The 25,146-nt window shown below is 59.4% G+C and carries 24 protein-coding genes; 6 read left to right on the forward strand and 18 right to left on the reverse strand.

Features of this window, described 5'->3' with window-relative positions:
- Positions 1–173 precede the first annotated feature (173 nt).
- From HFK74_RS06175 to HFK74_RS06200, 6 genes are all read right to left on the reverse strand, one after another.
- Positions 174–827, reverse strand: coding sequence for an O-methyltransferase (locus HFK74_RS06175; protein WP_180202773.1), 654 nt, complete (start codon positions 825–827; stop codon positions 174–176).
- An 18-nt stretch (positions 828–845) separates the two neighbouring features.
- A complete protein-coding gene (locus tag HFK74_RS06180) occupies positions 846–1,382 on the reverse strand; it encodes a C40 family peptidase (protein ID WP_180202774.1) in 537 nt (178 codons plus the stop codon).
- A gap of 165 nt (positions 1,383–1,547) precedes the next feature.
- Complete coding sequence (locus tag HFK74_RS06185) at positions 1,548–2,195, reverse strand: C40 family peptidase (RefSeq protein ID WP_180202775.1); 648 nt, start codon at positions 2,193–2,195, stop codon at positions 1,548–1,550.
- 228 nt (positions 2,196–2,423) lie between these two features.
- Positions 2,424–3,128, reverse strand: coding sequence for a DnaA regulatory inactivator Hda (gene hda, locus HFK74_RS06190; protein WP_008063324.1), 705 nt, complete (start codon positions 3,126–3,128; stop codon positions 2,424–2,426).
- A gap of 197 nt (positions 3,129–3,325) precedes the next feature.
- Positions 3,326–4,399, reverse strand: coding sequence for an AI-2E family transporter (locus HFK74_RS06195; RefSeq protein ID WP_180202776.1), 1,074 nt, complete (start codon positions 4,397–4,399; stop codon positions 3,326–3,328).
- A 37-nt stretch (positions 4,400–4,436) separates the two neighbouring features.
- The gene (locus tag HFK74_RS06200) at positions 4,437–5,501 is read right to left on the reverse strand and encodes a DUF2066 domain-containing protein (protein WP_180202777.1); all 1,065 of its coding nucleotides are present in this window, start codon (positions 5,499–5,501) and stop codon (positions 4,437–4,439) included.
- Positions 5,502–5,888: 387 nt separating this feature from the next.
- Here HFK74_RS06200 and purM point away from each other — a divergent pair, with 387 nt between their 5' ends.
- The 5 genes from purM (at position 5,889) to HFK74_RS06225 (ending at position 9,834) form a co-directional block, all read left to right on the forward strand.
- The gene (purM, locus tag HFK74_RS06205) at positions 5,889–6,947 is read left to right on the forward strand and encodes a phosphoribosylformylglycinamidine cyclo-ligase (RefSeq protein ID WP_180202778.1); all 1,059 of its coding nucleotides are present in this window, start codon (positions 5,889–5,891) and stop codon (positions 6,945–6,947) included.
- Positions 6,947–7,597, forward strand: coding sequence for a phosphoribosylglycinamide formyltransferase (purN, locus tag HFK74_RS06210; protein WP_180202779.1), 651 nt, complete (start codon positions 6,947–6,949; stop codon positions 7,595–7,597). The genes purM and purN overlap by 1 nt, the downstream gene beginning before the upstream one ends.
- 8 nt (positions 7,598–7,605) lie before the next feature.
- On the forward strand, positions 7,606–8,319 hold the full coding sequence (locus HFK74_RS06215) for a DUF3108 domain-containing protein (RefSeq protein WP_180202780.1): 714 nt from the start codon (positions 7,606–7,608) through the stop codon (positions 8,317–8,319).
- 148 nt (positions 8,320–8,467) lie between these two features.
- On the forward strand, positions 8,468–8,884 hold the full coding sequence (locus tag HFK74_RS06220; RefSeq protein ID WP_180202781.1) for an OsmC family protein: 417 nt from the start codon (positions 8,468–8,470) through the stop codon (positions 8,882–8,884).
- A gap of 62 nt (positions 8,885–8,946) precedes the next feature.
- Entirely contained in the window at positions 8,947–9,834 is an 888-nt protein-coding gene (locus HFK74_RS06225) for a pirin family protein (RefSeq protein WP_180202782.1), read from the forward strand.
- A gap of 120 nt (positions 9,835–9,954) precedes the next feature.
- Here HFK74_RS06225 and HFK74_RS06230 read toward each other — a convergent pair whose 3' ends face one another.
- The 4 genes from HFK74_RS06230 to HFK74_RS06245 form a co-directional block, all read right to left on the reverse strand.
- A complete protein-coding gene (locus tag HFK74_RS06230) occupies positions 9,955–10,683 on the reverse strand; it encodes a dienelactone hydrolase family protein (protein ID WP_180202783.1) in 729 nt (242 codons plus the stop codon).
- Positions 10,684–10,750: 67 nt separating this feature from the next.
- Positions 10,751–12,655, reverse strand: a complete 1,905-nt coding sequence (htpG, locus tag HFK74_RS06235; RefSeq protein WP_008063312.1) for a molecular chaperone HtpG — start codon at positions 12,653–12,655, stop codon at positions 10,751–10,753.
- Positions 12,656–12,736: 81 nt separating this feature from the next.
- Positions 12,737–13,189, reverse strand: coding sequence for a PaaI family thioesterase (locus tag HFK74_RS06240; RefSeq protein ID WP_008063310.1), 453 nt, complete (start codon positions 13,187–13,189; stop codon positions 12,737–12,739).
- Complete coding sequence (locus HFK74_RS06245) at positions 13,186–13,662, reverse strand: PaaI family thioesterase (RefSeq protein WP_180202784.1); 477 nt, start codon at positions 13,660–13,662, stop codon at positions 13,186–13,188. Before HFK74_RS06245 ends, HFK74_RS06240 begins: the two co-directional genes overlap by 4 nt.
- Before the next feature lie 159 nt (positions 13,663–13,821).
- Here HFK74_RS06245 and HFK74_RS06250 point away from each other — a divergent pair, with 159 nt between their 5' ends.
- Positions 13,822–14,058 carry a hypothetical protein gene (locus tag HFK74_RS06250; protein ID WP_180202785.1) on the forward strand — a complete coding sequence of 79 codons (237 nt, stop codon included), beginning with the start codon at positions 13,822–13,824 and terminating at the stop codon, positions 14,056–14,058.
- A 67-nt stretch (positions 14,059–14,125) separates the two neighbouring features.
- Here the strand turns inward: HFK74_RS06250 and HFK74_RS06255 are convergent, their stop codons facing one another.
- From HFK74_RS06255 to HFK74_RS06290, 8 genes are all read right to left on the reverse strand, one after another.
- The gene (locus HFK74_RS06255) at positions 14,126–14,527 is read right to left on the reverse strand and encodes an MAPEG family protein (RefSeq protein ID WP_180202786.1); all 402 of its coding nucleotides are present in this window, start codon (positions 14,525–14,527) and stop codon (positions 14,126–14,128) included.
- Entirely contained in the window at positions 14,527–15,264 is a 738-nt protein-coding gene (locus tag HFK74_RS06260; RefSeq protein ID WP_180202787.1) for a DUF599 domain-containing protein, read from the reverse strand. The genes HFK74_RS06255 and HFK74_RS06260 overlap by 1 nt, the downstream gene beginning before the upstream one ends.
- Positions 15,265–15,514: 250 nt before the next feature.
- On the reverse strand, positions 15,515–16,828 hold the full coding sequence (brnQ, locus tag HFK74_RS06265; protein WP_008063303.1) for a branched-chain amino acid transport system II carrier protein: 1,314 nt from the start codon (positions 16,826–16,828) through the stop codon (positions 15,515–15,517).
- Positions 16,829–17,229: 401 nt separating this feature from the next.
- Positions 17,230–18,111: a succinate--CoA ligase subunit alpha gene (gene sucD / locus HFK74_RS06270; protein ID WP_007919877.1), complete on the reverse strand. Its 882-nt coding sequence runs from the start codon at positions 18,109–18,111 to the stop codon at positions 17,230–17,232.
- A complete protein-coding gene (sucC, locus tag HFK74_RS06275; protein ID WP_007919879.1) occupies positions 18,111–19,277 on the reverse strand; it encodes an ADP-forming succinate--CoA ligase subunit beta in 1,167 nt (388 codons plus the stop codon). The genes sucD and sucC overlap by 1 nt, the downstream gene beginning before the upstream one ends.
- 196 nt (positions 19,278–19,473) lie before the next feature.
- On the reverse strand, positions 19,474–20,910 hold the full coding sequence (lpdA, locus tag HFK74_RS06280; RefSeq protein ID WP_008063301.1) for a dihydrolipoyl dehydrogenase: 1,437 nt from the start codon (positions 20,908–20,910) through the stop codon (positions 19,474–19,476).
- Between the two features lie 98 nt (positions 20,911–21,008).
- Positions 21,009–22,229: a 2-oxoglutarate dehydrogenase complex dihydrolipoyllysine-residue succinyltransferase gene (gene odhB, locus HFK74_RS06285; RefSeq protein ID WP_008063300.1), complete on the reverse strand. Its 1,221-nt coding sequence runs from the start codon at positions 22,227–22,229 to the stop codon at positions 21,009–21,011.
- A 42-nt stretch (positions 22,230–22,271) separates the two neighbouring features.
- The gene (locus HFK74_RS06290; RefSeq protein ID WP_008063299.1) at positions 22,272–25,103 is read right to left on the reverse strand and encodes a 2-oxoglutarate dehydrogenase E1 component; all 2,832 of its coding nucleotides are present in this window, start codon (positions 25,101–25,103) and stop codon (positions 22,272–22,274) included.
- Positions 25,104–25,146 lie beyond the last annotated feature (43 nt).

The raw sequence follows: 25,146 nt of genomic DNA on the forward strand, positions 1-25,146 counted from the left end.
GCAAGAGCCCTTGGTTACTTGGGGCTCTTCCAAGTGACTCGCTGTAAGAGCGAAACCCTAGGTGGCCGTTACCGCAGGAATGGATATGTACACCTGAAAGACAATCATCGAATGTCAGGCCCCCTTCACCGGCAGGCCAGCTCCCACAGTAGATCGGGTACAACCGCGAGAGATCAGCGCTTACGGCAAAGGGTCAGCCCATCCCCCAGCGGCAACAGCGACAGGTCCACCCGCGCATCATCCTTCAAGGCACGATTGAGCGCCTGGATGGCGCGGGTATCGGCGCTCTCTGGATTGTCCTCAAGCACCCGGCCACTCCACAGCGTGTTGTCGAATACCGCCAGGCCACCGATCCGCAACAGGCGTAGCGCATGCTCCAGGTAGACGGGATAATTGGCCTTGTCGGCATCGATGAACACCACATCGAACTGACCGGGCTCGTCCAGCTTGCCCAGGGTTTCCAGTGCCGGCGCTAAACGCAGGTCGATGCGCCCGGTCAGGCCGGCCTCCTGCCAATAACGGCGCGCGATGGCGTTGTAATCCCCGGGAATGTCACAGCAGATCAGCGAACCGTCATCCGGCAATGCCGCGGCCATGCACAGGGCGCTGTAACCGGTGAACGTACCGACTTCCAGTACACGTCGGGCACCGGTGAGTTTTACCAGCAAAGCGAGAAACTGCCCCTGCTCCGGTGCCACCTGCCAGCGCGCCATGGGCAGCGCCTGGGTTTCGTCGCGCAAGCGCTTGAGCACCGGCGTTTCGCGCAGGGAGACGTCGAGCAGGTACTGATAGAGCGAATCGTCGAGATTGAGCGTGCGGGCGGTCATGGCAACACCCTCCGTCTGTTACGGATTACGCGCCAGATGCTCGGGTTGCAGGACGCGCTTGGCACTCAGGTAGGCTCTCTGCCAATAAGCCTTGGACAAGCTGTCGAGCTTGACCGTGCCACCGGTAGCCGGCGCATGCACGAACCGGCCTTCACCGACATAGATGCCGGCATGGCTGACCTGGGAACCACCGTTGGTGGCGAAGAAGATCAGGTCACCGGTTTGCAGGCCTTCCTTGCCGACATCGGCCGCTTGCATGGAAATCATTTCGCGAGTGGTGCGCGGCAGGGAAATACCGGCCATGTCACGGTAGACGTAGCCAATCAGGCCACTGCAATCGAACCCGGAGTCCGGCGTGTTGCCGCCCCAGCGATAAGGCGTGCCGACCAGCCCCAACGCACGAAACAGCACGTCTTGCGCTTCAGGCGAAAAGTCCTGGGAGGAATTGAATACGATGGGCGCGCGAACCACCGGCGCAGGGGGCGGTGTACGGCTGGCACAAGCACTGAGCAGCGCTGCGAACAGCATGATTGCGAGGCGGGCCGACATCGTCATAAGCAGAGCATCCTGATCAGGCTGCGGCTAAATTTCTGCGGGAGCGCAGAAAAGAAAACCGCCTGCGGATTACGCAGGCGGTTTGCCATCATTCATGATCAGAATTTTAGCGCTTATCAGGCAAACTTCAAGTAAGACTTTAAGTTCGCCTTACGAAATGTGCGCTTACTTGCGAGCCGTGACGATTGGCGTTGCTGCAGGCGCCATGGCGAGTGCACGCTTGGCTTCGATGAAGGTCTTGCTCCAGTAGCTGTCACCGAGGTTATCGATGCGCACACCACCGCTTTTGCGGCTGCTGGAATGGATGAACTGGTTGTCACCCAGGTAGATCCCGGCGTGACTGACGCGACCGCGGCGACCGTTGGTGGCGAAAAACAGCAGGTCGCCTGGCTGGAGCTTGCTGCGCGAAACCAGCGGCGCGTCCACGTTGATCATTTCGCGGGTGGAGCGTGGCAGGTTCATGCCCGCTTCTTCACGGAACAGGTAACCGATGAAACCGCTGCAATCGAAACCGGCTTCGGAGGTGCCGCCGAAACGGTAACGGGTACCGATCAGGGACATGCCGCGTTCGAGGATGCTGTCGGCCAGGACCGGAAGCTGGTACGACTTGCCGTCGGCGAAGCTGGCCAGTTCTTTTTCGGTGGCCGCTTCTTCGAGCTCAAGCGTTTGCTTATAGAGAGCGGAAGACTGGGCAGTAACGGAATGTTGAACCTGCTGTTGTTGTGCTTGCTCGGACACCGGGGTGTGGGCAGCGCAACCGAACAACAGGGTAACGAGTGCGAGGGGCACGAGGGGTGCAAAGCGATTTAGCATGGGCACGACCGTGGCTGAATAGGTTATCAAGAGCCGAGACTATGCCTTCTATCATTCTCATTTGCAAATTCAATCGAACTTTTTGTGACTTCCTGGTTTCTCGATAACATCTAAGCGCTAAAGCCCGTTCTAGACACTTGCGCAGCCTGCACCCGACAGGAAAGCGGATTTTCTGACGCCTTGAATATGGCGAATATCCGCTGCAGGCCTTGAATTTACGGGGCTTGGCTACCAGCCCAGGGTTTCTTTGAGGAACGGAATGGTCAGCTTGCGCTGCGCTTGAAGTGAGGCCTGGTCGAGCTGCTCGAGCAGTTCAAACAGCGCGCTCATGCTGCGGGTACCGCGAGTCAGGATAAAGTGCCCGACTTCATCGGTCAGGTGCAGGCCGCGACGCGACGCACGCAACTGCAGGGCGCGCAACTTGTCTTCGTCGGAGAGTGGGCGCATCTGGAATATCAGCGCCAGGGTCAGGCGCGACTTGAGGTCCGCCAGCTTTACTGGAAGTTCGCGTGGCGAGGTCGATGCGGCAATCAGCAGGCGCCGACCACTGTCACGCAGCCGGTTGAACAGGTGGAACAACGCTTCTTCCCAGTCAGCCTTGCCTGCCACCGCCTGCAAGTCGTCCAGGCAGACCAGCTCGTATTGCTCAAGGTTGTCGAGAATCTCGATGCCGCGATCCATCAACTCGGCCAGCGGCAGGTAAACTGCCGGTTCGCCCATCTGTTCGAAACGCAGGCACGCGGCCTGCAACAGATGCGTGCGCCCTACCCCGTGCTTGCCCCAGAGGTAAATCAGGCTTTCGGTCCAGCCGGCGTCGGCTTCGCACAGCCGCTCGACATAGCCGAGTGCAGCGGCATTGGCGCCTGGGTAGTAGTTGATGAAGGTGGCGTCGTCACGCAGACGCACACCTAGGGGCAGCTGAATCGGTTTCATGCTGACTGAACAGTTCCAAAGGAACCGTTAGTGGCCTCTGTGTAAAGTTTGCGAAGTTTATACCCGTGAAGCCGACCGCACAATGCGACAGACCACAAGCAAAATCAAAGGTTTGCGTTAGCGCACCGGTTTTATGACAGATTCTTTGGCGCCATGGGCAGTCACCGGGTATCGATCCGGGCTGCCCGTGCCCCCCTCTAGAGCTCTGATTCGTCCACACCACTGTACATGCCGGAATCCTTATACAAATCATGCACATGGCGCAGCAGCACCATGATCACCGCCGCCACGGGCAGCGCCAGCAACACACCGGTAAAACCAAAGAGCTCACCCCCGGCCAGAATCGCGAAGATCACCGCCACCGGGTGCAGGCCGATGCGGTCTCCCACCAGCAATGGCGTAAGCACCATGCCCTCCAGCGCCTGACCGACCATGAACACCGCGACAATCCCCATCATGGGATACAAATCGCCGCCAAACTGGAACAGGCCGGCAATCAGCGCCGCGCCAATGCCGATGATAAAGCCCATGTACGGCACAATCGCCGCCAGACCGGCAATCATCCCGATCAACAGGCCCAACTCCAGGCCCACCAGCATCAGGCCTGCGGCGTAAATCACGCCCAACGCGACCATCACCAGCAATTGCCCGCGGACGAAAGCGCCGAGCACTTCATGGCACTCCGCGGCCAGCGACACTGCGCGCTCTTCGCGATCGCGTGGCAGCAGGCTGCGGATCTTGGCCATCATCAGGTCCCAGTCCCGCAGCAAGTAGAAACTCACCACCGGAATCAGCACCAGGTTCGCCAACCAGCCAATCAACGCCAGGCCCGAGGCCGTTGCCTGGCTCAGCACCACGCCAACGATGTCGGTGGTCTGCCCCATGTGCTCACTGATCGCCGCCTTGAGCTTGTCGAACTTCCAGAAACCCTCCGACAAGCCAAACTTCGATTGCGCCCAGGGCAATGCCGTGTGCTGCAGCCAATCGAGCATCTGCGGCGCCAGCTCATACAAGCGAAACAACTGCTTGGCGAGCATCGGCACCAACACCAGCAACAGCGTGGTGAAGATCAGGGTGAACAGGGCGAACACTGCAATCACACCCCAGGTCCGTGACAGGCCGGCGTTTTCCAGCCGATCGACCAAGGGGTCGAATAGATACGCCAACAACAACGCCACCAGGAACGGCGTGAGGATCGGGTGCAACAGCCAGATAAATGCGCAGAGCAACAACACTCCACCCAACCAGAACCAACGCCGCGTATCGGCCATGAACCACTCCATTGCTTCTATATAAAGAAAGAAAATCCTACCAGCGGAAACGCAATTGCGGCGTCGGAGCCGGCGCTGGCGTTACCGCGGGGACTGAACCAGCGACTACAGGCTGGACCGGTGCCACTGGTGCCGGTGCCGGCACCGGCTCCACCGCGACCTCCTGCAATCTGGCCAGCGACAATTGCGCGCGCAGTTGCTCGCTACTGCCGTTGACCCGATAAAGAATCCGGTCGCCATTGACACTTTGCGGACGACCGCCAAAAGGCTCCAGCAAACGCCCAAGGGCCGCATACCGTTCCAGGTTCATGCCCTGGACTTCCAGCAACTGTGCGGCCGATGCCCCGGGCTTGGTGACGAATCGCGGCGCCAGTCGCTGGTTGACCGCCAGCATCACCGCGTCCGCCAAAGCGGCTTGATCGGCGCCCTGGGCGCTGCCGGCCTCTTTCTGATCGCCCAACCACAACTGCCACTTGGCTTGCCATTGGCCACCCTCTTCACGGGCATGGACCGCCAGCAAGGCGTCGGCATTGTAACGCTGCGATGCGCTGCGCAGGGCCGACGGATCGGCACTGTCCAGATTCGGTGCGGTACCGATGATTTGTTCATTCAAGTCCGCCAGCGGCAAACGCAGGGGCAAGCCACGGTGCTGCGCGGCGCGGCGCAGGGGTGCCGCACCGGCCTGGCCATCACCCACCAGGCTCGAGCCCTCGGTATAGTCGTTCAACCACCACCCCAGGATCGACGGCCGATTGGAGCCCCACATCGCCAACCCGGCCCGACGCAAGGCCTGTGCGGTGGTGCCCGGGTCGAAATCGACTTTCAACACTTCCGGCGGGCCTGCCTCGAAGCCGTACTGGCTGATGATTTGCTGCGGGTCGTTGCGAAGCGCCGCCAGTCCCGGACTCTGTGGTGCCTTGGGATCGCCGGTCAGGCGCAACACCAGCGTATCGAGCGCCCGCTGAGTGGCTTGCTCACGCTCCTCTGGCGACTGGCCATTGACCGGCTCGCGCACCTGATAAAGGCCTTTGACGGTTTCAGCGTGGCTTATCAAGCTAACCAGCGACAAACAGCCCACAAGCAAGAATTTACAAAAACCCATGGAAGATTCCTGAAGACAAAGGCGGCTGGAACAGACCGCATGAAACGATCGGGCAAGGCTGTGACCATCGCCCGACGTAAAACATTCACACGCCCCGGGTAAGTTTTCGCACTGTGCTAACGATAGACGGTTAATGACGACAACCCGTAGAGGCGAGCAGGATGTCATTCATATCGGGTAAAGGCGGTTTTTTTTCGGCCGATATGCCCCCTGCCGTCGGCGTGAGGATGGCCGCTGCCCTTCAAGCCTGATAAAATCGCGCGCCTTCGCAGACCGGCAACAGCCGGGCACCCTCGAATATCGCGTGAGGCATTCACCTTCGTCGATTTCGGCGGTCCCGATGGACTCGGTCGTTACCCAGAAATCCCCCCCCTAAAGGCCTGGATCATGAGCAAGCAACCCTCCCTGAGCTACAAGGACGCCGGTGTAGACATCGACGCCGGTGAAGCATTGGTCGAACGCATCAAGAGCGTCGCCAAGCGCACTGCGCGCCCGGAAGTCATGGGCGGCCTGGGCGGTTTCGGCGCCCTCTGCGAAATCCCGGCCGGCTACAAGCAGCCCGTGCTGGTTTCCGGTACTGACGGCGTCGGCACCAAGCTGCGCCTGGCATTGAACCTGAACAAGCACGACAGCATCGGCATCGACCTGGTTGCCATGTGCGTCAACGACCTGGTGGTCTGCGGCGCCGAGCCACTGTTCTTCCTCGACTACTACGCCACCGGCAAACTGAACGTCGACACCGCCGCCCAGGTCGTGACCGGCATCGGCGCTGGCTGCGAACTGTCGGGTTGCTCCCTGGTGGGCGGCGAAACCGCTGAAATGCCTGGCATGTACGAAGGCGAAGACTACGACCTGGCCGGCTTCTGCGTCGGCGTCGTGGAAAAAGCCGAGATCATCGACGGTTCCAAAGTCGCTGCTGGCGATGCCCTGCTCGCCCTGCCGTCTTCCGGCCCGCACTCCAACGGCTACTCGCTGATCCGCAAGATCATCGAAGTGTCCGGTGCCGACATCGAGAACATCCAGCTCGACGGCAAGCCGCTGACCGACCTGCTGATGGCTCCGACCCGCATCTACGTGAAGCCGCTGCTCAAGCTGATCAAGGACACCGGCGCGGTAAAAGCCATGGCCCACATCACCGGTGGCGGCCTGCTGGACAACATCCCGCGCGTGCTGCCAAAAGGCGCACAAGCAGTGGTTGACGTGGCGAGCTGGAACCGCCCTGCGGTGTTCGACTGGCTGCAAGAGAAAGGCAACGTCGACGAAAACGAAATGCACCGCGTGCTGAACTGCGGCGTGGGCATGGTCATCTGCGTCGCTCAAGAGCACGTGGAAACCGCACTGAACGTGCTGCGTGAAGCCGGCGAGCAGCCTTGGGTCATCGGTCAGATCGCCACCGCTGCCGAAGGCGCAGCCCAGGTTGAACTGAAGAACCTTAAGGCTCACTGATGCCTAAGACCTGTGATGTCGTGGTGCTGTTGTCCGGCACCGGCAGTAACTTGCAGGCCTTGATCGACAGCACGCGGACCGGCGACAGCCCGGTCCGCGTCGCTGCGGTGATTTCCAACCGCGCCGACGCTTATGGCCTGCAGCGCGCCAGGGACGCGGGTATCGACACCCGCACCCTGGATCACAAGGCTTTCGAGGGCCGCGAGGCCTTCGATGCCGCGCTGATCGAACTGATTGACGCCTTCAATCCCAAACTCGTGGTGCTGGCCGGATTCATGCGCATTCTCAGCGCTGACTTCGTACGCCACTACGCGGGTCGCCTGCTCAATATCCATCCTTCGCTGCTACCCAAATACAAAGGGTTACACACTCATCAGCGCGCGCTGGAGGCTGGCGATGCCGAGCACGGCTGCTCCGTGCACTTCGTCACCGAGGAACTCGATGGCGGGCCACTGGTCGTACAAGCAGTAATACCGGTAGAGTTGCATGACTCGCCGCAGAGCCTGGCGCAGCGGGTCCATGTGCAGGAACACCTGATCTACCCCCTGGCCGTACGCTGGTTTGCCGAAGGCCGGCTATCGCTCGGTGAACAAGGTGCTTTACTGGATGGACAGTTGCTTGCGCCCAGCGGCCACTTGATTCGAACCTAGGAGATTTTATGCGTCGTGCCCTGCTCCTCGCTTGCGCTCTGCTCACCTTGCCCTTCGCACAGGCTGCAGACCTTCAACCTTTCTCCGCCAGCTACACCGCCGACTGGAAGCAGTTGCCCATGAGCGGTACGGCTGAACGCAGCCTGACCAAGGAAGCCAACGGCGTCTGGAAGCTCAACTTCAAGGCGTCGATGATGATCGCCAGCCTGTCCGAAGAAAGCACCCTGACCGTCGACAAGGACACCTTGCTGCCACAGTCCTACCACTTCGAACGGGGCGGTCTGGGCAAAGCCAAGAAAGCTGACCTGGACTTCGACTGGACCGCCAAGAAGGTCACCGGTACTGACCGTGGCGACGCGGTCAATATCCCGCTCAACCGCGGCATGCTCGACAAATCCACCTACCAGCTGGCGCTGCAGCATGACGTGGCCGCCGGCAAGAAAAGCATGAGCTATCAGGTTGTCGATGATGGCGAAGTCGATACCTATGACTTCCGCGTGCTGGGCTCGGAAAAAGTCGACACCAAGGCTGGCCAGATCGATGCGGTCAAGGTCGAGCGCGTGCGCGACCCGACACAAAGCAAGCGCATCACCGTGCTGTGGTTCGCCAAGGATTGGGATTACCTGCTGGTTCGCCTGCAACAGGTCGAGACCGACGGCAAGGAGTACAACATCATGCTCCTGGACGGCAAGGTCAACGGCAAGACTGTTAAAGGCAGCTGATCAGCCAGACATGAAAACGCCCCGCCCATGCGGGGCTTTTTTTCGCCTGTGATTACGCAAAAAAGTGGAACGCGCCCCAAGGGGAATGCTCTATAACTTCGAGGTCTTTTTTGCTCAAATGACTCTTCCCATTGCCAGCGAGGCTCCAATGACCATTACCGTCAACACCGTTTCCGCCGAAGGTTATCGCCATACCGTGCAGATCGATGACCACGAACTATTTGCCGATGCGCCCGTGTCCGCCGGCGGCGAAGGTTCGGCCCCGGAGCCACACGATTACTTCGATGCCGCGCTGGGCGCCTGCAAGGCCCTGACCTTGAAGATGTACGCGAAGAAAAAGGACATTCCGCTGACGGGTGTTGGCGTGGAGGTCAAGCGCGACAACAGCCAGGAGCAAAAAGGCAAATACGCATTGCACGTCAAGCTGACCCTCAAGGGCGTGCTCACCGACACCCAGCGCGATGAGTTGCATCGCGTGGCCGACCGCTGCCCGGTGCACAAGCTGATGACCAGCAGCGAAGTCAGCATCGAAACCCATCTCTCTGAAGGCGCGTTCAGCCAATAGCGGCAACGGTTGCGCAAGCGGGTTATGCTCGACCGCATCACCCGCTCAGCCTGGAACGCACCATGAACACTCTGCTCGTGATCCGCCCCCGCGCCGAAGATGTCGAAGGCCAGCCGATTCTGCGCCCGTTGCCATCAGCCAAATGCCGCAATGTCGGGCCCTTCGTGTTTTTCGACCATATGCTGCAAACCCGCTACGCCGCGGGAGAAGGCATGAACATCCGTCAGCATCCACACATTGGCCTGTCCACCCTCACCTACCTCTTTGAAGGCCAGTTGCAGCACAAGGACAGCCTGGGTTCGGATCAGGTGGTCAATGCCGGTGATGTCAGCTGGATGACCGCCGGTAGCGCCATCGCCCATGTCGAGCGCACCCCCCAAGCGCTGAAAGAAAGCGGCTTTACGATGCACGGCTTGCAGATCTGGCTGGCGTCGCCAAAAGACCGGGAACAGGGCCCGGGACACTACAGTCACCACCCGGCGAACACCTTGCCGGTCAGCGAGAACCTCGGGGTGAAGATCCGCATGATCGCAGGCGCGGGCTTTTGCCTGGAATCGCCAGTGCCGGTGCTTTCTCCTACGCTGTATGCCGAATTGCACCTGCAAACGGCGACGACCCTGCTGATACCCACCGAGCATGAAGAGCGCGCGCTGTATGTGTTGAGCGGTGAGGTGCAGCTGGATGGAGAGCCCATGGAGCCGCATTCGCTGGTGGTGTTGCCGCCCGGGGTAGAGATGACGTTGTTCGCCGAGAGCGACAGTCATGCGGTGGTGTTCGGCGGCGCGCCGCTGGATGGGCCGCGTCGGATCAACTGGAATTTTGTGGCGAGCGATCCGGCAGCCATCGATGAAGCGCGTCGACGCTGGGCGGCCGGGGACTGGCCGAAGGTGCCGGGGGAAGTTGAGCGGATTGAACTGCCAAAAGGGCGAAGCGAGCCAAGCCCCCTGTGATGATCGTTCCCACGCTCTGCGTGGGAATGCCTCATTGGACGCTCCGCGTCCGCTTCAGCAGGGACGCGGAGCGTCCCTGGCTGCATTCCCACGCAGAGCGTGGGAACGATCAAAAAGTGGTTAACCTTTGAACACTTCATCCAGCAGGTTGTGCATGGAAGTGAACGCGCGAGCCGCAACCTTCGCGTCGTACATCATCATGCCCGGCACATTGGCATGCGGGTCAGTGAACGAGTGGAAGGCGCCACCGTAGCTCAGCAGCTGCCAATCCACACCCGCGGCATTCATTTCATCTTCAAACGCCGGCAGCTGCTCCTTGGGCACCAATGGATCGGACGCACCGTGCAACACCAGCACCGAACCCTTGATGTTTTTCGCGTCGTTGACGTCCGGAGTATCGAGGGTACCGTGGAACGACACCGCCGCCTTCACCGGCGCACCGGTACGGGCGAACTCCAGGGCGCAGCAACCGCCGAAGCAGAAACCGAAGGTCGCCAGTTTCGACGTATCGACCGCTGCTTCCCCCTGGGCTTGCAACTGTTCGAACGCCACTTGCATGCGCTTGCGCAGCAACGGGCGGTCATTCTTCAGCGGCATCATTGCCGCGCCTGCCTCATCGTTGTTCTGCGGACGAACCGATTGGCCGTAGAGGTCTGCGATCAGCACCACGTAGCCCTTGGCCGCGACCGACTTGGCGATCTCCTCGGCACCGGCACCCACGCCCATCCAGTTCGGCGCCATCAACAAACCCGGACGCGGGCCCTTGTGGTCAGCGTCGAAGGCCAGGCGGCTTTCGTAGGACTGGCCGTCAATCTGATAGGCAACAGAACGTACAGTGATTTGGCTCATTTCTGACTCCTGATTTGTAAACACCAGAATGAAAAAACCCGCCGAAGCGGGTTTTTCTACAACGCGATTAAGCGGACAGCTCAACCAACAGCTTGTTCAGGCGGCGCACATAGGCCGCCGGGTCTTTCAAGCTGTCGCCGGCCGCCAGGGCCGCCTGGTCGAAGAGGATGTGCGACAGATCGCCGAAGCGCTCGTCGCTCTGCTCGCTGTCGAGCTTCTCGATCAACGGGTGAGCCGGGTTGAATTCGAAGATCGGCTTCGAGTCCGGAACCTTCTGCCCGCTGGCTTCCAGGATCTGACGCATCTGCAGGCCCAGGTCCTGCTCGCCGATGGCCAGGATCGCCGGAGAATCGGTCAGACGATGGGAAACCCGCACTTCAGCCACGGACTCGCCCAGCGCGGTCTTCAGGCGCTCGACCAGACCCTCCTTGGACTTGGCGACTTCTTCCGCGGCTTTCTTGTCCTCTTCCGAGTCCAGGTTGCCCAGGTCCAGGTCACCACGCGCCACGTCGACGAAGCTCTTGCCGTCGAAATCGCTGAGGTAGCTCATCAGCCACTCATCGATACGGTCGGTCAGCAGCAGCACTTCGATGCCTTTCTTGCGGAAGACTTCCAGGTGCGGGCTGTTCTTGACCTGCGCGTAGGTTTCGCCGGTCAGGTAGTAGATCTTGTCCTGACCTTCCTTGGCGCGTGCCAGGTACTCGGCCAGGCCGACCACCTGCTCGCCGTCATCACCGTTGGTCGAAGCGAAGCGCAACAGACCGGCGATTTTCTCTTTGTTGGCGAAGTCTTCCGCCGGGCCTTCTTTCATGACCTGGCCGAAGTTTTTCCAGAAGCCCTTGTATTGCTCCGGATCGTTCTTCGCCAGTTTTTCCAGCATGTCCAGGACACGCTTGGTCAGCGCCGACTTCATGGAGTCGATGATCGGGTCTTTCTGCAGGATTTCCCGCGATACGTTCAGCGACAGGTCGTTGGAATCGACCACGCCCTTGATGAAGCGCAGGTACAGCGGCAGGAACGACTCGGCCTGGTCCATGACGAACACGCGCTGCACGTACAGCTTCAGGCCTTTCGGCGCTTCACGCTGGTACAGGTCGAATGGAGCACGGGCCGGCACGTACAGCAGCGAGCTGTATTCGAGCTTGCCTTCGACCTTGTTGTGGCTCCAGCTCAGCGGGTTTTCGAAGTCGTGGGCGATGTGCTTGTAGAACTCCTGGTATTCCTCGTCCTTGATCTCGGTACGCGGACGGGTCCACAGGGCGCTGGCGCGGTTGACGGTTTCCCACTCGACGGCCGGCTTCTCTTCGCCTTCGACGGCTGCCACTTCTTTCGGCAACTCGATCGGCAAAGCGATGTGATCGGAGTATTTCTTGATGATGTTGCGCAGGCGCCAGCCATCGGCGAACTCGTCTTCACCGGACTTCAGGTGCAGGACGATACGGGTGCCGCGGTCAGCCTTGTCGATGGTTGCGACTTCGAAGTCGCCCTCACCTTTGGACGACCAGTGCACACCCTCGCTGGCATCGCTGCCGGCACGACGGCTGTACACGTCGACTTTATCGGCAACGATGAAAGCCGAGTAGAAGCCCACACCGAACTGACCGATCAGGTGCGAGTCTTTCTTCTGGTCGCCCGTCAGGTGCTTCATGAAATCGGCGGTACCGGATTTGGCGATGGTGCCCAGGTGGGTGATCGCGTCTTCGCGGCTCATGCCGATGCCGTTGTCTTCGAGGGTGACGGTCTTGGCGTCCTTGTCGAAGCTCACACGGATTTTCAGTTCAGCGCCGCCTTCGAGCAATTGAGGCTTGGCCAGCGCTTCGAAACGTAATTTGTCTACAGCGTCAGAGGCGTTCGAGATCAGTTCGCGAAGGAAAATTTCCTTGTTGGAATACAGCGAATGGATCATGAGGTGCAGCAGTTGCTTCACCTCGGTCTGGAAGCCCAGGGTTTCCTTTTGAGTTTCCACACTCATGGTCATCAAACTCCAATCAGATGGCATAAGCCGCGACCATGAGGGTCGGCGGCGGGTTGTCATCAGAGTTGGGGGCTCCATTCAGGATTTCAAGGGCTCATCGAGTTTGAAATGCGCCCGGGCCGTGGCAATGGGTTCGGCCTCCGTGCTTTGCCAGGCGGTAATCGCCACGTTGGCGACCCGGCGCCCCTGGCGACAGACCTGGCAGCGAGCCCAGGTATCACGAAACTGCCCGGCGCGCAGGTAATCGAGGGAGAAGTCGATAATCTTCGGCACGCCCGGCGAACCGGTCGCCACCAGCAGGTGCAGCGCGGCGGACAACTCCATGAAACCGGCAATTACGCCGCCATGGATGGCGGGCAATAAAGGATTGCCGATGTTGTCCTTGTTGGCCGGCAGGCGAAACAGCAACTCATCCCCCACCCGCGAGCATTCGACGCCGATCAACCTGGCGTAGGGAATCAGGTTCAACAACGGCGCGTACTCGCCCCGCTCATGGGCCAGTTGCACTTGCTCCTTGAACGACTCACTCATGCCGCACCTCCGCCGATGGCGCCGCCAAAACCCTTGGTGCCCTTGATGCCCTTGCCCATGCGCATGAACGTGCCCACGACATGGGCGATGGGCTGTTCGGGATCATCCTGATAGGCAAAGCCACGGGCAAAGATCACATCGGTGGTCACCCGATAGCATTGGGCAAAACCGTACACATCCTTATGCGGTGCGGCGGCGTGCATGTAGTCGATGCGCAGGTCGAGGGTCGGGCAAACTTCGAACTCCGGCAGCACGCAGAGGGTAGACATGCCACACGCGGTGTCCATCAAGGTGGTCAGCACGCCGCCGTGAATCACGCCAGTCTGGGGGTTGCCGACGATTTGCGGGCTGTAGGGCAACACCACGGTGAGCCCTTCGGCGCTGGCGCTGTGAACGCGCAGACCCAGCACCTGGCAATGCCGCAGCGCCGACAGAAAGCGTGTCGCACGCTCAAAAACGGGGTTTTCGGCCATTTGATAAAGACTCTTGTTTATAGTTTTGTAGTGAAGTTGAGGTCCGGGTAAAAGTTCCGTGTTAGAACAAACTTATATATCTGAGAGAATTGAGGAACTTAACCCTGAGCGCTGTGCTCTTAAGGCCAGATAGATAATTTCCATCAGGAGAAACACCCCATGCGTAAGACTTTAGCTATTGCCTTGATGTTGACCGCTTCCCTCGGTCTCGCTGCCTGCGATAAAAAATCCGAGGACAAAGCTCAAGATGCTAACCAACATGCCGAGCAAGCCCAGGAAAAAATGAGCGAAGCTCAGGATAAAGTGAACGAAGCAGCGAAAGAAAACGCCGAAGCCGCCAAAGATCAGGCTGAATCGAACGCTGCCGCACAAGAAGAAGCCGCCAAGAAGCAATAAGTCGCTTCTCGCTGCGTTAAAAGAAAACCCGCCAAGTGCGGGTTTTCTTTTGTCTGCGATTTACTCGCTAGAGCAAAATCGTTCGAAAAGTCGGACTAATCATCAGCAACAACGAGCAGATCAAACCCACCAGCCAGACCAGGCTGCGTTGCCAGGCCAGGTCCTTCCAATAGCACACTAGATAGATAACCCGCGTAACCACAAAGATGATCGCCAGCCAGTCGATGAGCCATCCCGCCGTTTGCGTGGTGTGGGCCATCAACACACCCACTGCAAACAAGATGAAAGCTTCGAAGCTGTTCTGATGGGCCGCCACCGCGCGCGCACCCAGGCCTGTAAGTTGCGCCTGTTGTTGGCGCGGCAGGTGATTGTTGTAACCACCCTGCTCTTTCATGGCCGTGGTCACGGGCATGCGCGCCACGTATATCAGCACGGCACTGATAAACACGCACCAGAATGGAATACTCATCAAGCGGCCTCTTTATTCACCTCGGGCAACGGTGCCTCTGTAGGGGTATAGACCATGACATCGAGAACGTCGGAATGAAACTCGCGGCGATACAACACGAACACCACGCCGGCACTCATCAACATGAACAACCAGGGGCTGACGAACCAGGCCAGCATGGTCATGCCGAAATAGTAAGAACGCAGGCCGAAGTTGAACTGGTTGGCGGCCATGGAGATAACCCGGGCCGCGCGGTTGGCAAAAGCCTTGCGCTCCTGCTCCGAGACATGACGCTCACCGACCATGGGTGCGGAGCCTACTAGAATGGCCGCGAAGTTGTACTGGCGCATGCACCAGCTGAAGGTAAAGAACGCATAGACGAACACCAGCGCCAGGCACAACAACTTGATCTCCGACATCCCCTGGGATGCCTGTTGCACCATCGGGATATCCGCCAGCAACGACACCGCCCTTTCCGACGCCCCGAGCACCGTGAGAATACCGGCCAGGATAATCAGGGTGCTGGAGGCAAAGAACGACGCATTGCGCTCCAGGTTGCCGATCACGCTGGCATCGGCGATGCGGTTGTCGCGCAGCAGCATGCGGCGCATCCAGTCTTCGCGATACAGGTGCAGCACGCTGGCCAGGCAGGCGGTGTCACGGCCTTTCCAGGTCGCATAGCGGGTGTATCCGCCCCAGCAGATAACGAACCAGATGGCAGCGAGGATGTGGATCAGGTTGGCTTGGATGAACGACATGCAGGTCCTTGTGATGTAGAAAACCTGTAGGAGTGAGCCTGCTCGCGATGGCGGTAGATCAACCAATATTTCTATTGAATGTAAAACCGCTATCGCGAGCAGGCTCGCTCCCACATTGGATTTTGGCAACCCTTCGACGTTAGCGCAGAAGAAAAGACACCGCATCACCCCATAAAAAAATGCCCCGTATCGATTGATACGGGGCATTTCAGTTTTGCTCACAAGCCTGCTTGTGACAGGCCGGTAAAGCTTAAGCCAGCGCTTCTTCGCGCTTGCCCAGCAGACGGTCGCAAACCACGGCAACCACCAGGGTCATTACCGACGGCACCAGCCATGCCAGGCCCTGCTCGCTCAATGGCAGGTGAGCCAACTGAGACGGCATCCAGTCCGCCAGACCCGCACCCTTGAGGGCATCGATCAGGCCGAAGATGAACGACACCAGCATCACCGGGCCGACAATGCGCCCTTGTTCATGCCAGAAGTCCTTGCAGAAGCTCAGGGCCACCAGGGCGATGCACGGTGGGTAGATCGCGGTCAGTACCGGGATCGAGAACGCGATCAGCTTGGTCAGGCCCAGGTTGGACACCAGCAGGGAGAACGCCGCGAGGATGATGACCAGCGTCTTGTAGGACAGTGGCAGCACCCGGCTGAAGTATTCGGCGCAGGCGCAGGTCAGGCCGACCGCCGTCACCAGGCACGCCAGGGAAATCAGCACCGCAAGGAATCCGCTGCCCAGGGAACCGAAGGTGTGTTGTACGTAGGCGTGCAATACCGCCGCGCCGTTGGTAGCACCAGCCGCGACTTCATGGCTGCCCGAGCCCAGGCGGAACAGGCTGATGTAGACCAGTGCCAGGCCGACACCGGCGATCAAGCCGGCAATGATCGCATAGCGGGTGATCAGCGCTGGCGACTCGACACCGCGCGAGCGTATGGCATTGACGATGACGATGCCGAACACCAGTGCACCGAGGGTATCCATGGTCAGGTAACCATTGATGAACCCTTGGGAGAATGGCGCCGCCACGTATTCAGGCGTTGCATGGCCGATGTCACCGGCTGGCAAGGCGAACGCGGCGATGCCCAGGGCGGCCAGGGCGATGATCTTCAGCGGCGCGAGGAAACGCCCGACGGTATCGAGCAAACGGCCCGGATACAGCGAGATGAAGAACACAATCAGGAAGTACACCGAACTGTAGAGGAACAACGCCAACGGGCTTTCGCCGGTCAGTGGCGCCAGGCCAACTTCGAACGACACGGTGGCGGTACGCGGCGTCGCGAACAACGGGCCGACCGCGAGGTAGCACGCCGCAGCGAGCAGGCCACCGGCGACTTTACCGATCGGGCTGCTCAAGGCATCCATGGCGCCACCGACCTTGGCCAGCGCCACGACGGTGACCACCGGCAGACCGACTGCAGTGATCAGGAAGCCCAGCGCCGCCATCCAGACGTGAGGCCCGGACTGCAAACCGACGATAGGCGGGAAGATGATGTTGCCAGCCCCGACGAACAGGGCAAACGTCATAAAACCAAGTGCCAGGATGTCCTGGCCTTTCAACACTTTCATTAAGGAAATACCACACTACTGAATCGGAATTTAGAGAGGGATTTCCCTATGGGTGAGGGAAATGCTGTCGGTCCGTATGGGACCAACCCTTTTAGCGCGTTGCAGCCTTGTGGGCGCGGACGCAAAAATGGCGCGTAGCCTAACGAATTTGGCCGATAAACGCACTGTTAGAGGGCGAACTATCCGATATACGACATCTTTGTGTCGCGTTTTCGCATGTTAATGGTTGTCGACTGCAAGTCCGTCTTCGCGAGCAGGCTCGCTCCCACATTGGAATGCACACACCTGTGGGAGCGAGCCTGCTCGCGAAGGCGTCTGTTTCATCAACACGTTTCCCGAAAAACGACAAAGGCCACCCGAAGGTGGCCTTTGCTTGGTGAAGCGTCAGCTAAGCGCGAAGCTTACTTGACAGCCCAACCGGTCAGCTCGGCCAGGGCCTTGCCGATGTCTGCCAGCGAACGCACGGTTTTAACGCCTGCGTCTTGCAGAGCAGCGAATTTCTCGTCTGCAGTGCCTTTGCCGCCAGAAATGATTGCGCCAGCATGGCCCATGCGCTTGCCCGGAGGAGCAGTCACACCAGCGATGTAGGAAACAACCGGCTTGGTCACGTGTGCCTTGATGTAGGCAGCCGCTTCTTCTTCAGCCGAACCGCCGATCTCACCGATCATCACGATCGCTTCGGTCTTCGGGTCTTCCTGGAACAGCTTCAGGATGTCGATGAAGTTCGAACCCGGGATCGGGTCACCACCGATGCCGACGCAAGTCGACTGACCGAAACCAGCGTCAGTAGTTTGCTTCACAGCTTCGTAGGTCAGGGTGCCGGAACGGGAAACGATACCGACCTTGCCTGGCAAGTGAATGTGACCTGGCATGATGCCGATCTTGCATTCGCCTGGGGTGATCACGCCTGGGCAGTTAGGGCCGATCAGGACTACGCCCAGCTCGTCGCACTTAACTTTAGCGTCCAGCATGTCCAGGGTAGGAATGCCTTCGGTGATGCACACGATCAGCTTGATGCCGCCGAAGGCAGCTTCCAGGATCGAGTCTTTGCAGAAAGGAGCCGGAACGTAGATCACGCTGGCGGTGGCGCCAGTGGCAGCTACAGCGTCTTTCACGGTGTTGAACACTGGCAGGCCCAGGTGCTCGGTGCCGCCTTTGCCTGGAGTTACACCACCAACCATCTTGGTGCCGTACTCGATGGCTTGCTGGGTGTGGAAACTACCTTGCGAACCGGTAATACCCTGGCAGATAACTTTGGTGTCTTTATTGATCAGGACGCTCATTATTTGCCCTCCGCAGCTTTGACAACTTGTTGAGCAGCGTCGGTCAGGCTGGTAGCAGCGATGATGTTCAAACCGCTTTCTGCCAGTACTTTAGCGCCCAGCTCAGCGTTGTTGCCTTCAAGGCGAACAACAACCGGGATTTTCACGCCGACTTCTTTCACTGCACCGATGATGCCTTCGGCAATCATGTCGCAACGAACGATGCCGCCGAAGATGTTAACCAGTACTGCAGCGACGTTGGTGTCGGACAGAATGATCTTGAACGCTTCGGTAACGCGTTCTTTGGTAGCACCGCCGCCCACGTCGAGGAAGTTGGCTGGCTTGCCGCCATGCAGGTTGACGATGTCCATGGTACCCATGGCCAGGCCAGCACCGTTGACCATGCAACCGATGTTGCCTTCCAGTGCTACGTAGTTCAGTTCGAACTTGGCAGCGTGCGCTTCGCGCGGATCGTCTTGCGACGGATCGTGGAAAGTCTTCAGCTTAGGCTGACGGTACATGGCGTTGGCGTCGATGTTGATCTTGGCGTCCAGGCAGTGCAGATCGCCGTCAGCCTTGATCACCAGCGGGTTCACTTCCAGCAGGGCCAGGTCGTGATCCTTGAACAGTTTGGCCAGGCCTACGAAGATCTTGGCGAACTGAGCAACTTGCTTGCCTTCCAGACCCAGCTGGAATGCCAGCTCGCGACCCTGGAATGGCTGAGCGCCAACCAGTGGATCGATAGTGGCTTTCAGAATTTTTTCTGGAGTGTCGTGAGCGATTTTCTCGATGTCCACGCCACCTTCGGTGGAAGCCATGAACACGATGCGACGGCTCGAACGGTCAACGACAGCGCCCAGGTACAGCTCTTTAGCGATATCAGTGCACGATTCAACCAGGATCTTGGTGACTGGCTGGCCATTGGCATCAGTCTGGTAAGTCACCAGACGCTTGCCCAGCCACTGCTGTGCGAAGGCTTTGGCGTCTTCTTTGCTGCGAACCAGCTTTACGCCGCCCGCTTTACCGCGACCACCGGCGTGGACCTGGGCTTTGACAACCCACTCGCTGCCGCCGATTTTGTCGCAAGCTTCTGCTGCTGCTTCCGGGGTGTCTACTGCGTAACCAGTGGAAACTGGCAGGCCGTATTCAGCGAACAGCTGCTTACCCTGATACTCGTGAAGATTCATGCTTTTTACCGTCTTCGTTAGGTACTGCGCATTCGGTGCTGCACTCATTCAAGTGCCGCACCACCTGTGACTGCTGCTTGCATGGCCTTTCCGGATACCCGGTACGGCCATGCAAGACTGCGTCCAGCGGATATTCCGCGGTGAGTCTTGCATGCAAGGCTCACGACGGGCCATTCCGCCGTGGTTTCTTATTGTCTTAACGCTTCTTGCGGTTGGCGATGTGGATGGCGCCGCCATTCACTGCCAAAGCAGCTTCGTGCAAGGCTTCAGACAGGGTCGGATGGGAGAAAACCATCATGCCCAGGTCTTCAGCGCTGGTGCCGAATTCCATACCGATCGCGCCCTGCTGAACCAGTTCTGCAGCGCTTGGGCCAATCACGTGGACGCCCAGTACGCGGTCCGTCTTGGCATCTGCGATGACCTTGACGAAACCACCGGTGTCGTTGGCAGCCATGGCACGGCCGGAGGCTGCAAACGGGAAGGTGCCGACGTTAACTTCAACGCCTTCAGCTTTCAAGGCCTGCTCGGTTTTACCAACCCATGCGATTTCCGGGTGAGTATAAATAACCGAAGGGATCAAATCATAGTTCATCTGGGCCTTGTGGCCCTTGATGCGCTCGACAACCATGATGCCTTCTTCCGACGCCTTGTGCGCCAGCATCATGCCGCGAACCACGTCACCAATGGCGTAGACGCCCGGTACAGTGGTGGCGCAGTGATCATCGACGTGCACGAAACCGCGCTCGTCCAGGGTCACGCCGCAGTCGGCAGCCAGCAGATCAGTGGTCACCGGACGGCGACCAACGGCTACGATCAGCTTGTCGAAAGTGATGGTCTGTTCGCCGTTGGCATCGGTGTAGTTCACCACGACTTCGTCGCCGTTCACTTTGGAACCGGTTACGCGAGCGCCCAGCTTGATGTCCAGGCCCTGTTTGGTCAGGGTTTTCAGTGCTTCCTTGGAAACAGCGGCGTCAGCGGCCATCAGGAAGGTGTCCAGGGCTTCCAGGACAGTCACTTCTGCACCCAGGCGCGACCAGACCGAACCCAGTTCCAGACCGATCACGCCAGCGCCGATCACGCCCAGGCGTTTTGGTACGGATTGGAATTCCAGGGCACCGGTGGAGTCGACGATCACATTCTGGTCGACCGGAGCCGGTGGAATGTCGATCGGACGCGAGCCTGGCGCCAGGATCACGTTTTCGGCTTCGATGACTTCAACCGAACCGTCAGGCTTGGTGACTTCGACTTTCTTGCCGGCCAGCAGCTTGCCGTGACCCTGGATGGAGGTCACACCGTTGGCTTTGAACAGGGTCGCAACGCCAGAGGTCAGGCCTTTGACGATGGTGGCTTTACGGCCGACCATTGCTGGCACGTCCATGGTCACGCCAGCGTGGTTGATACCGTGGATCGCGAAACCTTCTTTGGCTTCCTTGTACTTCCAGGAGCTGTCCAGCAGCGCCTTGGACGGAATGCAGCCGACGTTCAGGCAAGTACCGCCCAGAGCCAGTTTGTCATCCTTGTCGGTGTACTTCTCGATGCAGGCGGTCGAAAGACCCAGCTGTGCGGCCTTGATGGCGGCAACGTAACCGCCAGGGCCCGCACCGATCACTACTACGTCAAATTTCTGCGACATTCAAAAAATCCTCTTTAGCGAAAAGCTTGAAGCCGCAAGCCACAAGCCAGGCTGCGGGTTTTCCGACAGCCTGGGCTTGCAGCTCGCGACTGCTTCTATCAGATATCCAGCAACAGACGAGCCGGATCTTCCAGCAGGTTCTTGATGGTCACCAGGAAAGTCACAGCTTCTTTGCCATCGATCAGACGGTGATCGTAGGACAGGGCCAGGTACATCATCGGACGGATAACGACCTGACCGTTGATGGCCATAGGACGCTGGATGATGTTGTGCATGCCCAGGATGGCTGCTTGTGGCGGGTTGACGATCGGGGTCGACATCATCGAACCGAAAGTACCGCCGTTGGTGATGGTGAAGGTACCACCGGTCATTTCGTCCATCGACAGTTTGCCGTCGCGGGCTTTCTTGCCGAAGGTGGCGATGCCGCCTTCGATTTCAGCCAGGCTCATCAGTTCGGCGTTACGCAGAACCGGTACAACCAGGCCGCGATCGCTGGAAACTGCAACGCCGACGTCAGCGTAGCCGTGGTAAACGATGTCGGCGCCGTCGATCGAGGCGTTGACAGCCGGGAAGCGTTTCAGCGCTTCGGTAGCAGCCTTGACGAAGAACGACATGAAGCCCAGGCGTACGCCGTTGTGGGACTTCTCGAACAGGTCCTTGTACTTCGAACGCAGGGCCATGACTTCGGTCATGTCGACTTCGTTGAAAGTGGTCAGCATCGCCATGTTCGACTGGGCTTCGACCAGACGCTTGGCAACGGTGGCCCGCACGCGGGTCATCGGTACGCGCTTCTCGATGCGATCGCCAGCAGCGAACACTGGAGCAGCAGCGGCAGGTGCGGCAGCCTTGGCAGGCGCGGCAGCCGGAGCGGCTTTCTTGGCAGCAACGGCTGCAACCACGTCTTCCTTGGTCACGCGACCGCCTTTGCCGGTGCCGGCAACGGAAGCGATGTTGATGCCGTTTTCTTCAGCCAGCTTGCGCGCAGCAGGAGCAGCGACTGGATCGTCTTCGCCTTCGGCGGCAGGGGCAGCAGCCTGGGCAGCGGCGGCAGGTGCCGCAGCCGCTGGAGCGGCAGCAGCGCCGCCCGCTTCGATGGAGCCCAGGACTTCGTCGGACAGAACGGTGTCGCCTTCGTTCTTGACGATAGCGCCCAGCACGCCGTCAGCGGTAGCCAACACTTCGAGTACGACTTTATCGGTTTCGATGTCGACGATCAGTTCGTCGCGCTTGACCGCGTCGCCCGGTTGCTTGTGCCAGGTGGCAACGGTGCCATCGGCAACCGATTCCGGGAAAGTGGGGGCTTTGATTTCGATAGCCATTATCTGTGGGTCCTTAAATTCGGTTTCAGGTGCGCGAAGGCGTTAAACAGTAAAGGCGTCTTGCAGCAGTTTTTCCTGCTGTTCGGCGTGCATCGATGCGTAACCGCATGCTGGCGCAGCAGAAGCCTCACGGCCCGCGTACTCGAGTACGAGAGACTTGTTGAGGTTGCTGATGCTGCGACGCATGTGGTGTTGGCTGCAGTACCACGCACCCTGGTTCATCGGCTCTTCCTGGCACCAAACGGCAGCTTTGGCGTTGGTGTAAGGAGCCAGGACTTCTTTCAAGTCGTCCTCAGGGAATGGGTACAGCTGCTCGATACGCACGATGGCGATATCGTCACGGCCTTCGGCACGACGTTTTTCCAGCAGGTCGTAGTAGACCTTGCCGCTACACAGGACAACGCGCTCGACCTTTTTCGGGTCCTGGGCGTCGATTTCCGGGATAACGGTCTGGAACGAACCTTCGGCCAGATCTTCCAGGGTCGAGATGGCCAGCTTGTGGCGCAGCAGCGACTTCGGAGTCAGGACTACCAGTGGCTTGCGCAGCGGGCGAATCACCTGACGGCGCAGCAAGTGGTAGATCTGTGCCGGCGTCGTCGGCATGCACACCTGGATGTTGTGCTCGGCGCACAACTGCAGGTAACGCTCCAGACGAGCCGAGGAGTGCTCCGGCCCCTGACCTTCATAACCGTGCGGCAGCAGCATGGTCAGACCGCACAGACGGCCCCACTTGTGCTCGCCACTGGTGATGAACTGGTCGATTACAACCTGGGCGCCGTTGGCGAAGTCGCCGAACTGGGCTTCCCAGATAACCAGTGCGTTCGGCGTGGTGGTCGAGTAACCGTACTCGAACGCCAGTACCGCTTCTTCGGACAGGAACGAGTCGTACAGGTCGAAGCGTGGCTGACCGTCGTACAGGTTCTGCAGCGGGATGTAGGTGCCCGCGTCCTTCTGGTTGTGCAACACGGCATGACGGTGCGAGAACGTACCGCGGCCGATGTCCTGGCCGGTCATGCGGATCGGGTGACCTTCGAACGCCAGGGTCGCGTACGCCATGGTTTCGGCGTAACCCCAGTTGATCGGCAGGCCGCCGGCTTGCATCTTCTGACGGTCTTCGTAGATCTTCGCAACCTGGCGCTGAACCACGAAGCCTTCCGGGATCTCCAGCAGCTTGGCGGACAGTTCCTGCAAGGTCTTCAGGTCGAAGCGAGTGTCGTGACGCGCGGTCCAGGCGTGGCCCAGATACGGACGCCAGTCCACGAACAACTCTTTGTTCGGCTCTTTGACCAGGCTTTTCACTACGTGCAGACCGTTGTCCAGCGCGTTGCGGTATTCGTCGACCTTGGCCTGAACACGCTCTGCGTCCAGCACTCCGCCCTGGGTCAGGCGATCGGCATACAGCTCACGAGTGGTGCGCTGTTTGGTGATCTGCTGATACATGATTGGCTGGGTGCCGCTTGGCTCGTCGGCCTCGTTGTGGCCGCGACGACGGTAGCAGACCAGATCGATCACCACGTCACGCTTGAACTGCATGCGGTAGTCGATGGCCAGCTGGGTCACGAACAACACGGCTTCCGGATCATCACCATTCACATGGAGGATCGGCGCCTGGATCATTTTCGCAACGTCGGTGGCGTACTCGGTGGAACGCGAGTCCAGCGGGTTGCTGATGGTGAAACCAACCTGGTTGTTGATCACGATGTGCACGGTACCGCCGGTCTTGAAACCGCGGGTCTGCGACATCTGGAAGGTTTCCATCACCACGCCTTGACCGGCGAATGCCGCGTCACCGTGGATGGAGATCGGCAGGACTTTCTCACCGGTCAGGTCGTTACGACGGTCCTGACGGGCGCGAACCGAACCCTCGACCACCGGGGAAACGATTTCCAGGTGGGACGGGTTGAACGCCATGGCCAGGTGAACTTCACCGCCGGTGGTCATCACGTTGGACGAGAAGCCCTGGTGGTACTTAACGTCACCGGAACCCAGCTCGACCTTCTTCTTGCCTTCGAACTCGTCGAACAGCTCGCGCGGGTTCTTGCCGAAGGTGTTGACCAGCACGTTCAGACGGCCACGGTGGGCCATGCCGATGACGATTTCCTTGGTGCCGTAGGAGCCGGAACGCTGGATCAGCTCGTCGAGCATCGGAATCAGGCTTTCGCCGCCTTCCAGGCCGAAACGCTTGGTACCCGGGTATTTGGTGCCCAGGTATTTTTCCAGGCCCTCACCGGCAGTCACGCGCTCGAGCAGGTGGCTCTTGATGTCGGCGGAGTACGTCGGACGGCCACGCACGCTTTCCAGACGCTGCTGGAACCACTGGCGCTGCTCGGAATCGGTGATGTGCGTAAACTCAGCGCCGATGGTGCGGCAATATGTCTGCTGCAACGCTTCGTGAATTTCGCGTAGGCTCGCTTCCTCTTTGCCGATGAACAGGTCGCCGGCACGGAAGGTCGTATCAAGATCGGCATTGGTCAAGCCGTAATGATTGATCGACAGGTCTGCAGGTGCAGGACGCTGCCACAGCCCCAGCGGGTCAAGCTGGGCTGCCTGGTGGCCACGCATACGGTAGGCCTGGATCAATCGCAGCACTTCAACTTGCTTCTTCTCGTGCTCACTGCTCACGCTGCCGGCGGAAACCGGTTGAGCGCGGCGCTGGTTCTTTGCCAGCAAGACGAAATGATCGCGAATTGTGGAGTGCGAAACATCGGTGGCAGAGTTGCCGTCAGCAGGCAACTTCTGGAAGTAGGTGCGCCACTCTTCTGGCACAGCGTTAGGGTCGTGCAGGTAGAGCTCGTAGAGCTCTTCCACATAGGCAGCGTTACTACCGGATAGGTAGGCGCTGTTCCACATGCGCTGCATCACGCTTTCTTGCATGCTTGGTCACCCTCGGTTAGGGGAACACCACCGGTGTCGACAC

The sequence above is a fragment of the Pseudomonas sp. SbOxS1 genome (genome assembly GCF_013416725.1).
GTDB lineage: Bacteria > Pseudomonadota > Gammaproteobacteria > Pseudomonadales > Pseudomonadaceae > Aquipseudomonas.

Excerpts from the sequence above, each read along its gene's own strand:
- HFK74_RS06175 (WP_180202773.1), bottom strand. The coding sequence starts at position 827 with ATGACCGCCCGCACGCTCAATCTCGACGATTCGCTCTATCAGTACCTG.
- HFK74_RS06180 (WP_180202774.1), bottom strand. The coding sequence starts at position 1,382 with ATGACGATGTCGGCCCGCCTCGCAATCATGCTGTTCGCAGCGCTGCTC.
- HFK74_RS06185 (WP_180202775.1), bottom strand. The coding sequence starts at position 2,195 with ATGCTAAATCGCTTTGCACCCCTCGTGCCCCTCGCACTCGTTACCCTG.
- hda (WP_008063324.1), bottom strand. The coding sequence starts at position 3,128 with ATGAAACCGATTCAGCTGCCCCTAGGTGTGCGTCTGCGTGACGACGCC.
- HFK74_RS06195 (WP_180202776.1), bottom strand. The coding sequence starts at position 4,399 with ATGGCCGATACGCGGCGTTGGTTCTGGTTGGGTGGAGTGTTGTTGCTC.
- HFK74_RS06200 (WP_180202777.1), bottom strand. The coding sequence starts at position 5,501 with ATGGGTTTTTGTAAATTCTTGCTTGTGGGCTGTTTGTCGCTGGTTAGC.
- purM (WP_180202778.1), top strand. The coding sequence starts at position 5,889 with ATGAGCAAGCAACCCTCCCTGAGCTACAAGGACGCCGGTGTAGACATC.
- purN (WP_180202779.1), top strand. The coding sequence starts at position 6,947 with ATGCCTAAGACCTGTGATGTCGTGGTGCTGTTGTCCGGCACCGGCAGT.
- HFK74_RS06215 (WP_180202780.1), top strand. The coding sequence starts at position 7,606 with ATGCGTCGTGCCCTGCTCCTCGCTTGCGCTCTGCTCACCTTGCCCTTC.
- HFK74_RS06220 (WP_180202781.1), top strand. The coding sequence starts at position 8,468 with ATGACCATTACCGTCAACACCGTTTCCGCCGAAGGTTATCGCCATACC.
- HFK74_RS06225 (WP_180202782.1), top strand. The coding sequence starts at position 8,947 with ATGAACACTCTGCTCGTGATCCGCCCCCGCGCCGAAGATGTCGAAGGC.
- HFK74_RS06230 (WP_180202783.1), bottom strand. The coding sequence starts at position 10,683 with ATGAGCCAAATCACTGTACGTTCTGTTGCCTATCAGATTGACGGCCAG.
- htpG (WP_008063312.1), bottom strand. The coding sequence starts at position 12,655 with ATGAGTGTGGAAACTCAAAAGGAAACCCTGGGCTTCCAGACCGAGGTG.
- HFK74_RS06240 (WP_008063310.1), bottom strand. The coding sequence starts at position 13,189 with ATGAGTGAGTCGTTCAAGGAGCAAGTGCAACTGGCCCATGAGCGGGGC.
- HFK74_RS06245 (WP_180202784.1), bottom strand. The coding sequence starts at position 13,662 with ATGGCCGAAAACCCCGTTTTTGAGCGTGCGACACGCTTTCTGTCGGCG.
- HFK74_RS06250 (WP_180202785.1), top strand. The coding sequence starts at position 13,822 with ATGCGTAAGACTTTAGCTATTGCCTTGATGTTGACCGCTTCCCTCGGT.
- HFK74_RS06255 (WP_180202786.1), bottom strand. The coding sequence starts at position 14,527 with ATGAGTATTCCATTCTGGTGCGTGTTTATCAGTGCCGTGCTGATATAC.
- HFK74_RS06260 (WP_180202787.1), bottom strand. The coding sequence starts at position 15,264 with ATGTCGTTCATCCAAGCCAACCTGATCCACATCCTCGCTGCCATCTGG.
- brnQ (WP_008063303.1), bottom strand. The coding sequence starts at position 16,828 with ATGAAAGTGTTGAAAGGCCAGGACATCCTGGCACTTGGTTTTATGACG.
- sucD (WP_007919877.1), bottom strand. The coding sequence starts at position 18,111 with ATGAGCGTCCTGATCAATAAAGACACCAAAGTTATCTGCCAGGGTATT.
- sucC (WP_007919879.1), bottom strand. The coding sequence starts at position 19,277 with ATGAATCTTCACGAGTATCAGGGTAAGCAGCTGTTCGCTGAATACGGC.
- lpdA (WP_008063301.1), bottom strand. The coding sequence starts at position 20,910 with ATGTCGCAGAAATTTGACGTAGTAGTGATCGGTGCGGGCCCTGGCGGT.
- odhB (WP_008063300.1), bottom strand. The coding sequence starts at position 22,229 with ATGGCTATCGAAATCAAAGCCCCCACTTTCCCGGAATCGGTTGCCGAT.
- HFK74_RS06290 (WP_008063299.1), bottom strand. The coding sequence starts at position 25,103 with ATGCAAGAAAGCGTGATGCAGCGCATGTGGAACAGCGCCTACCTATCC.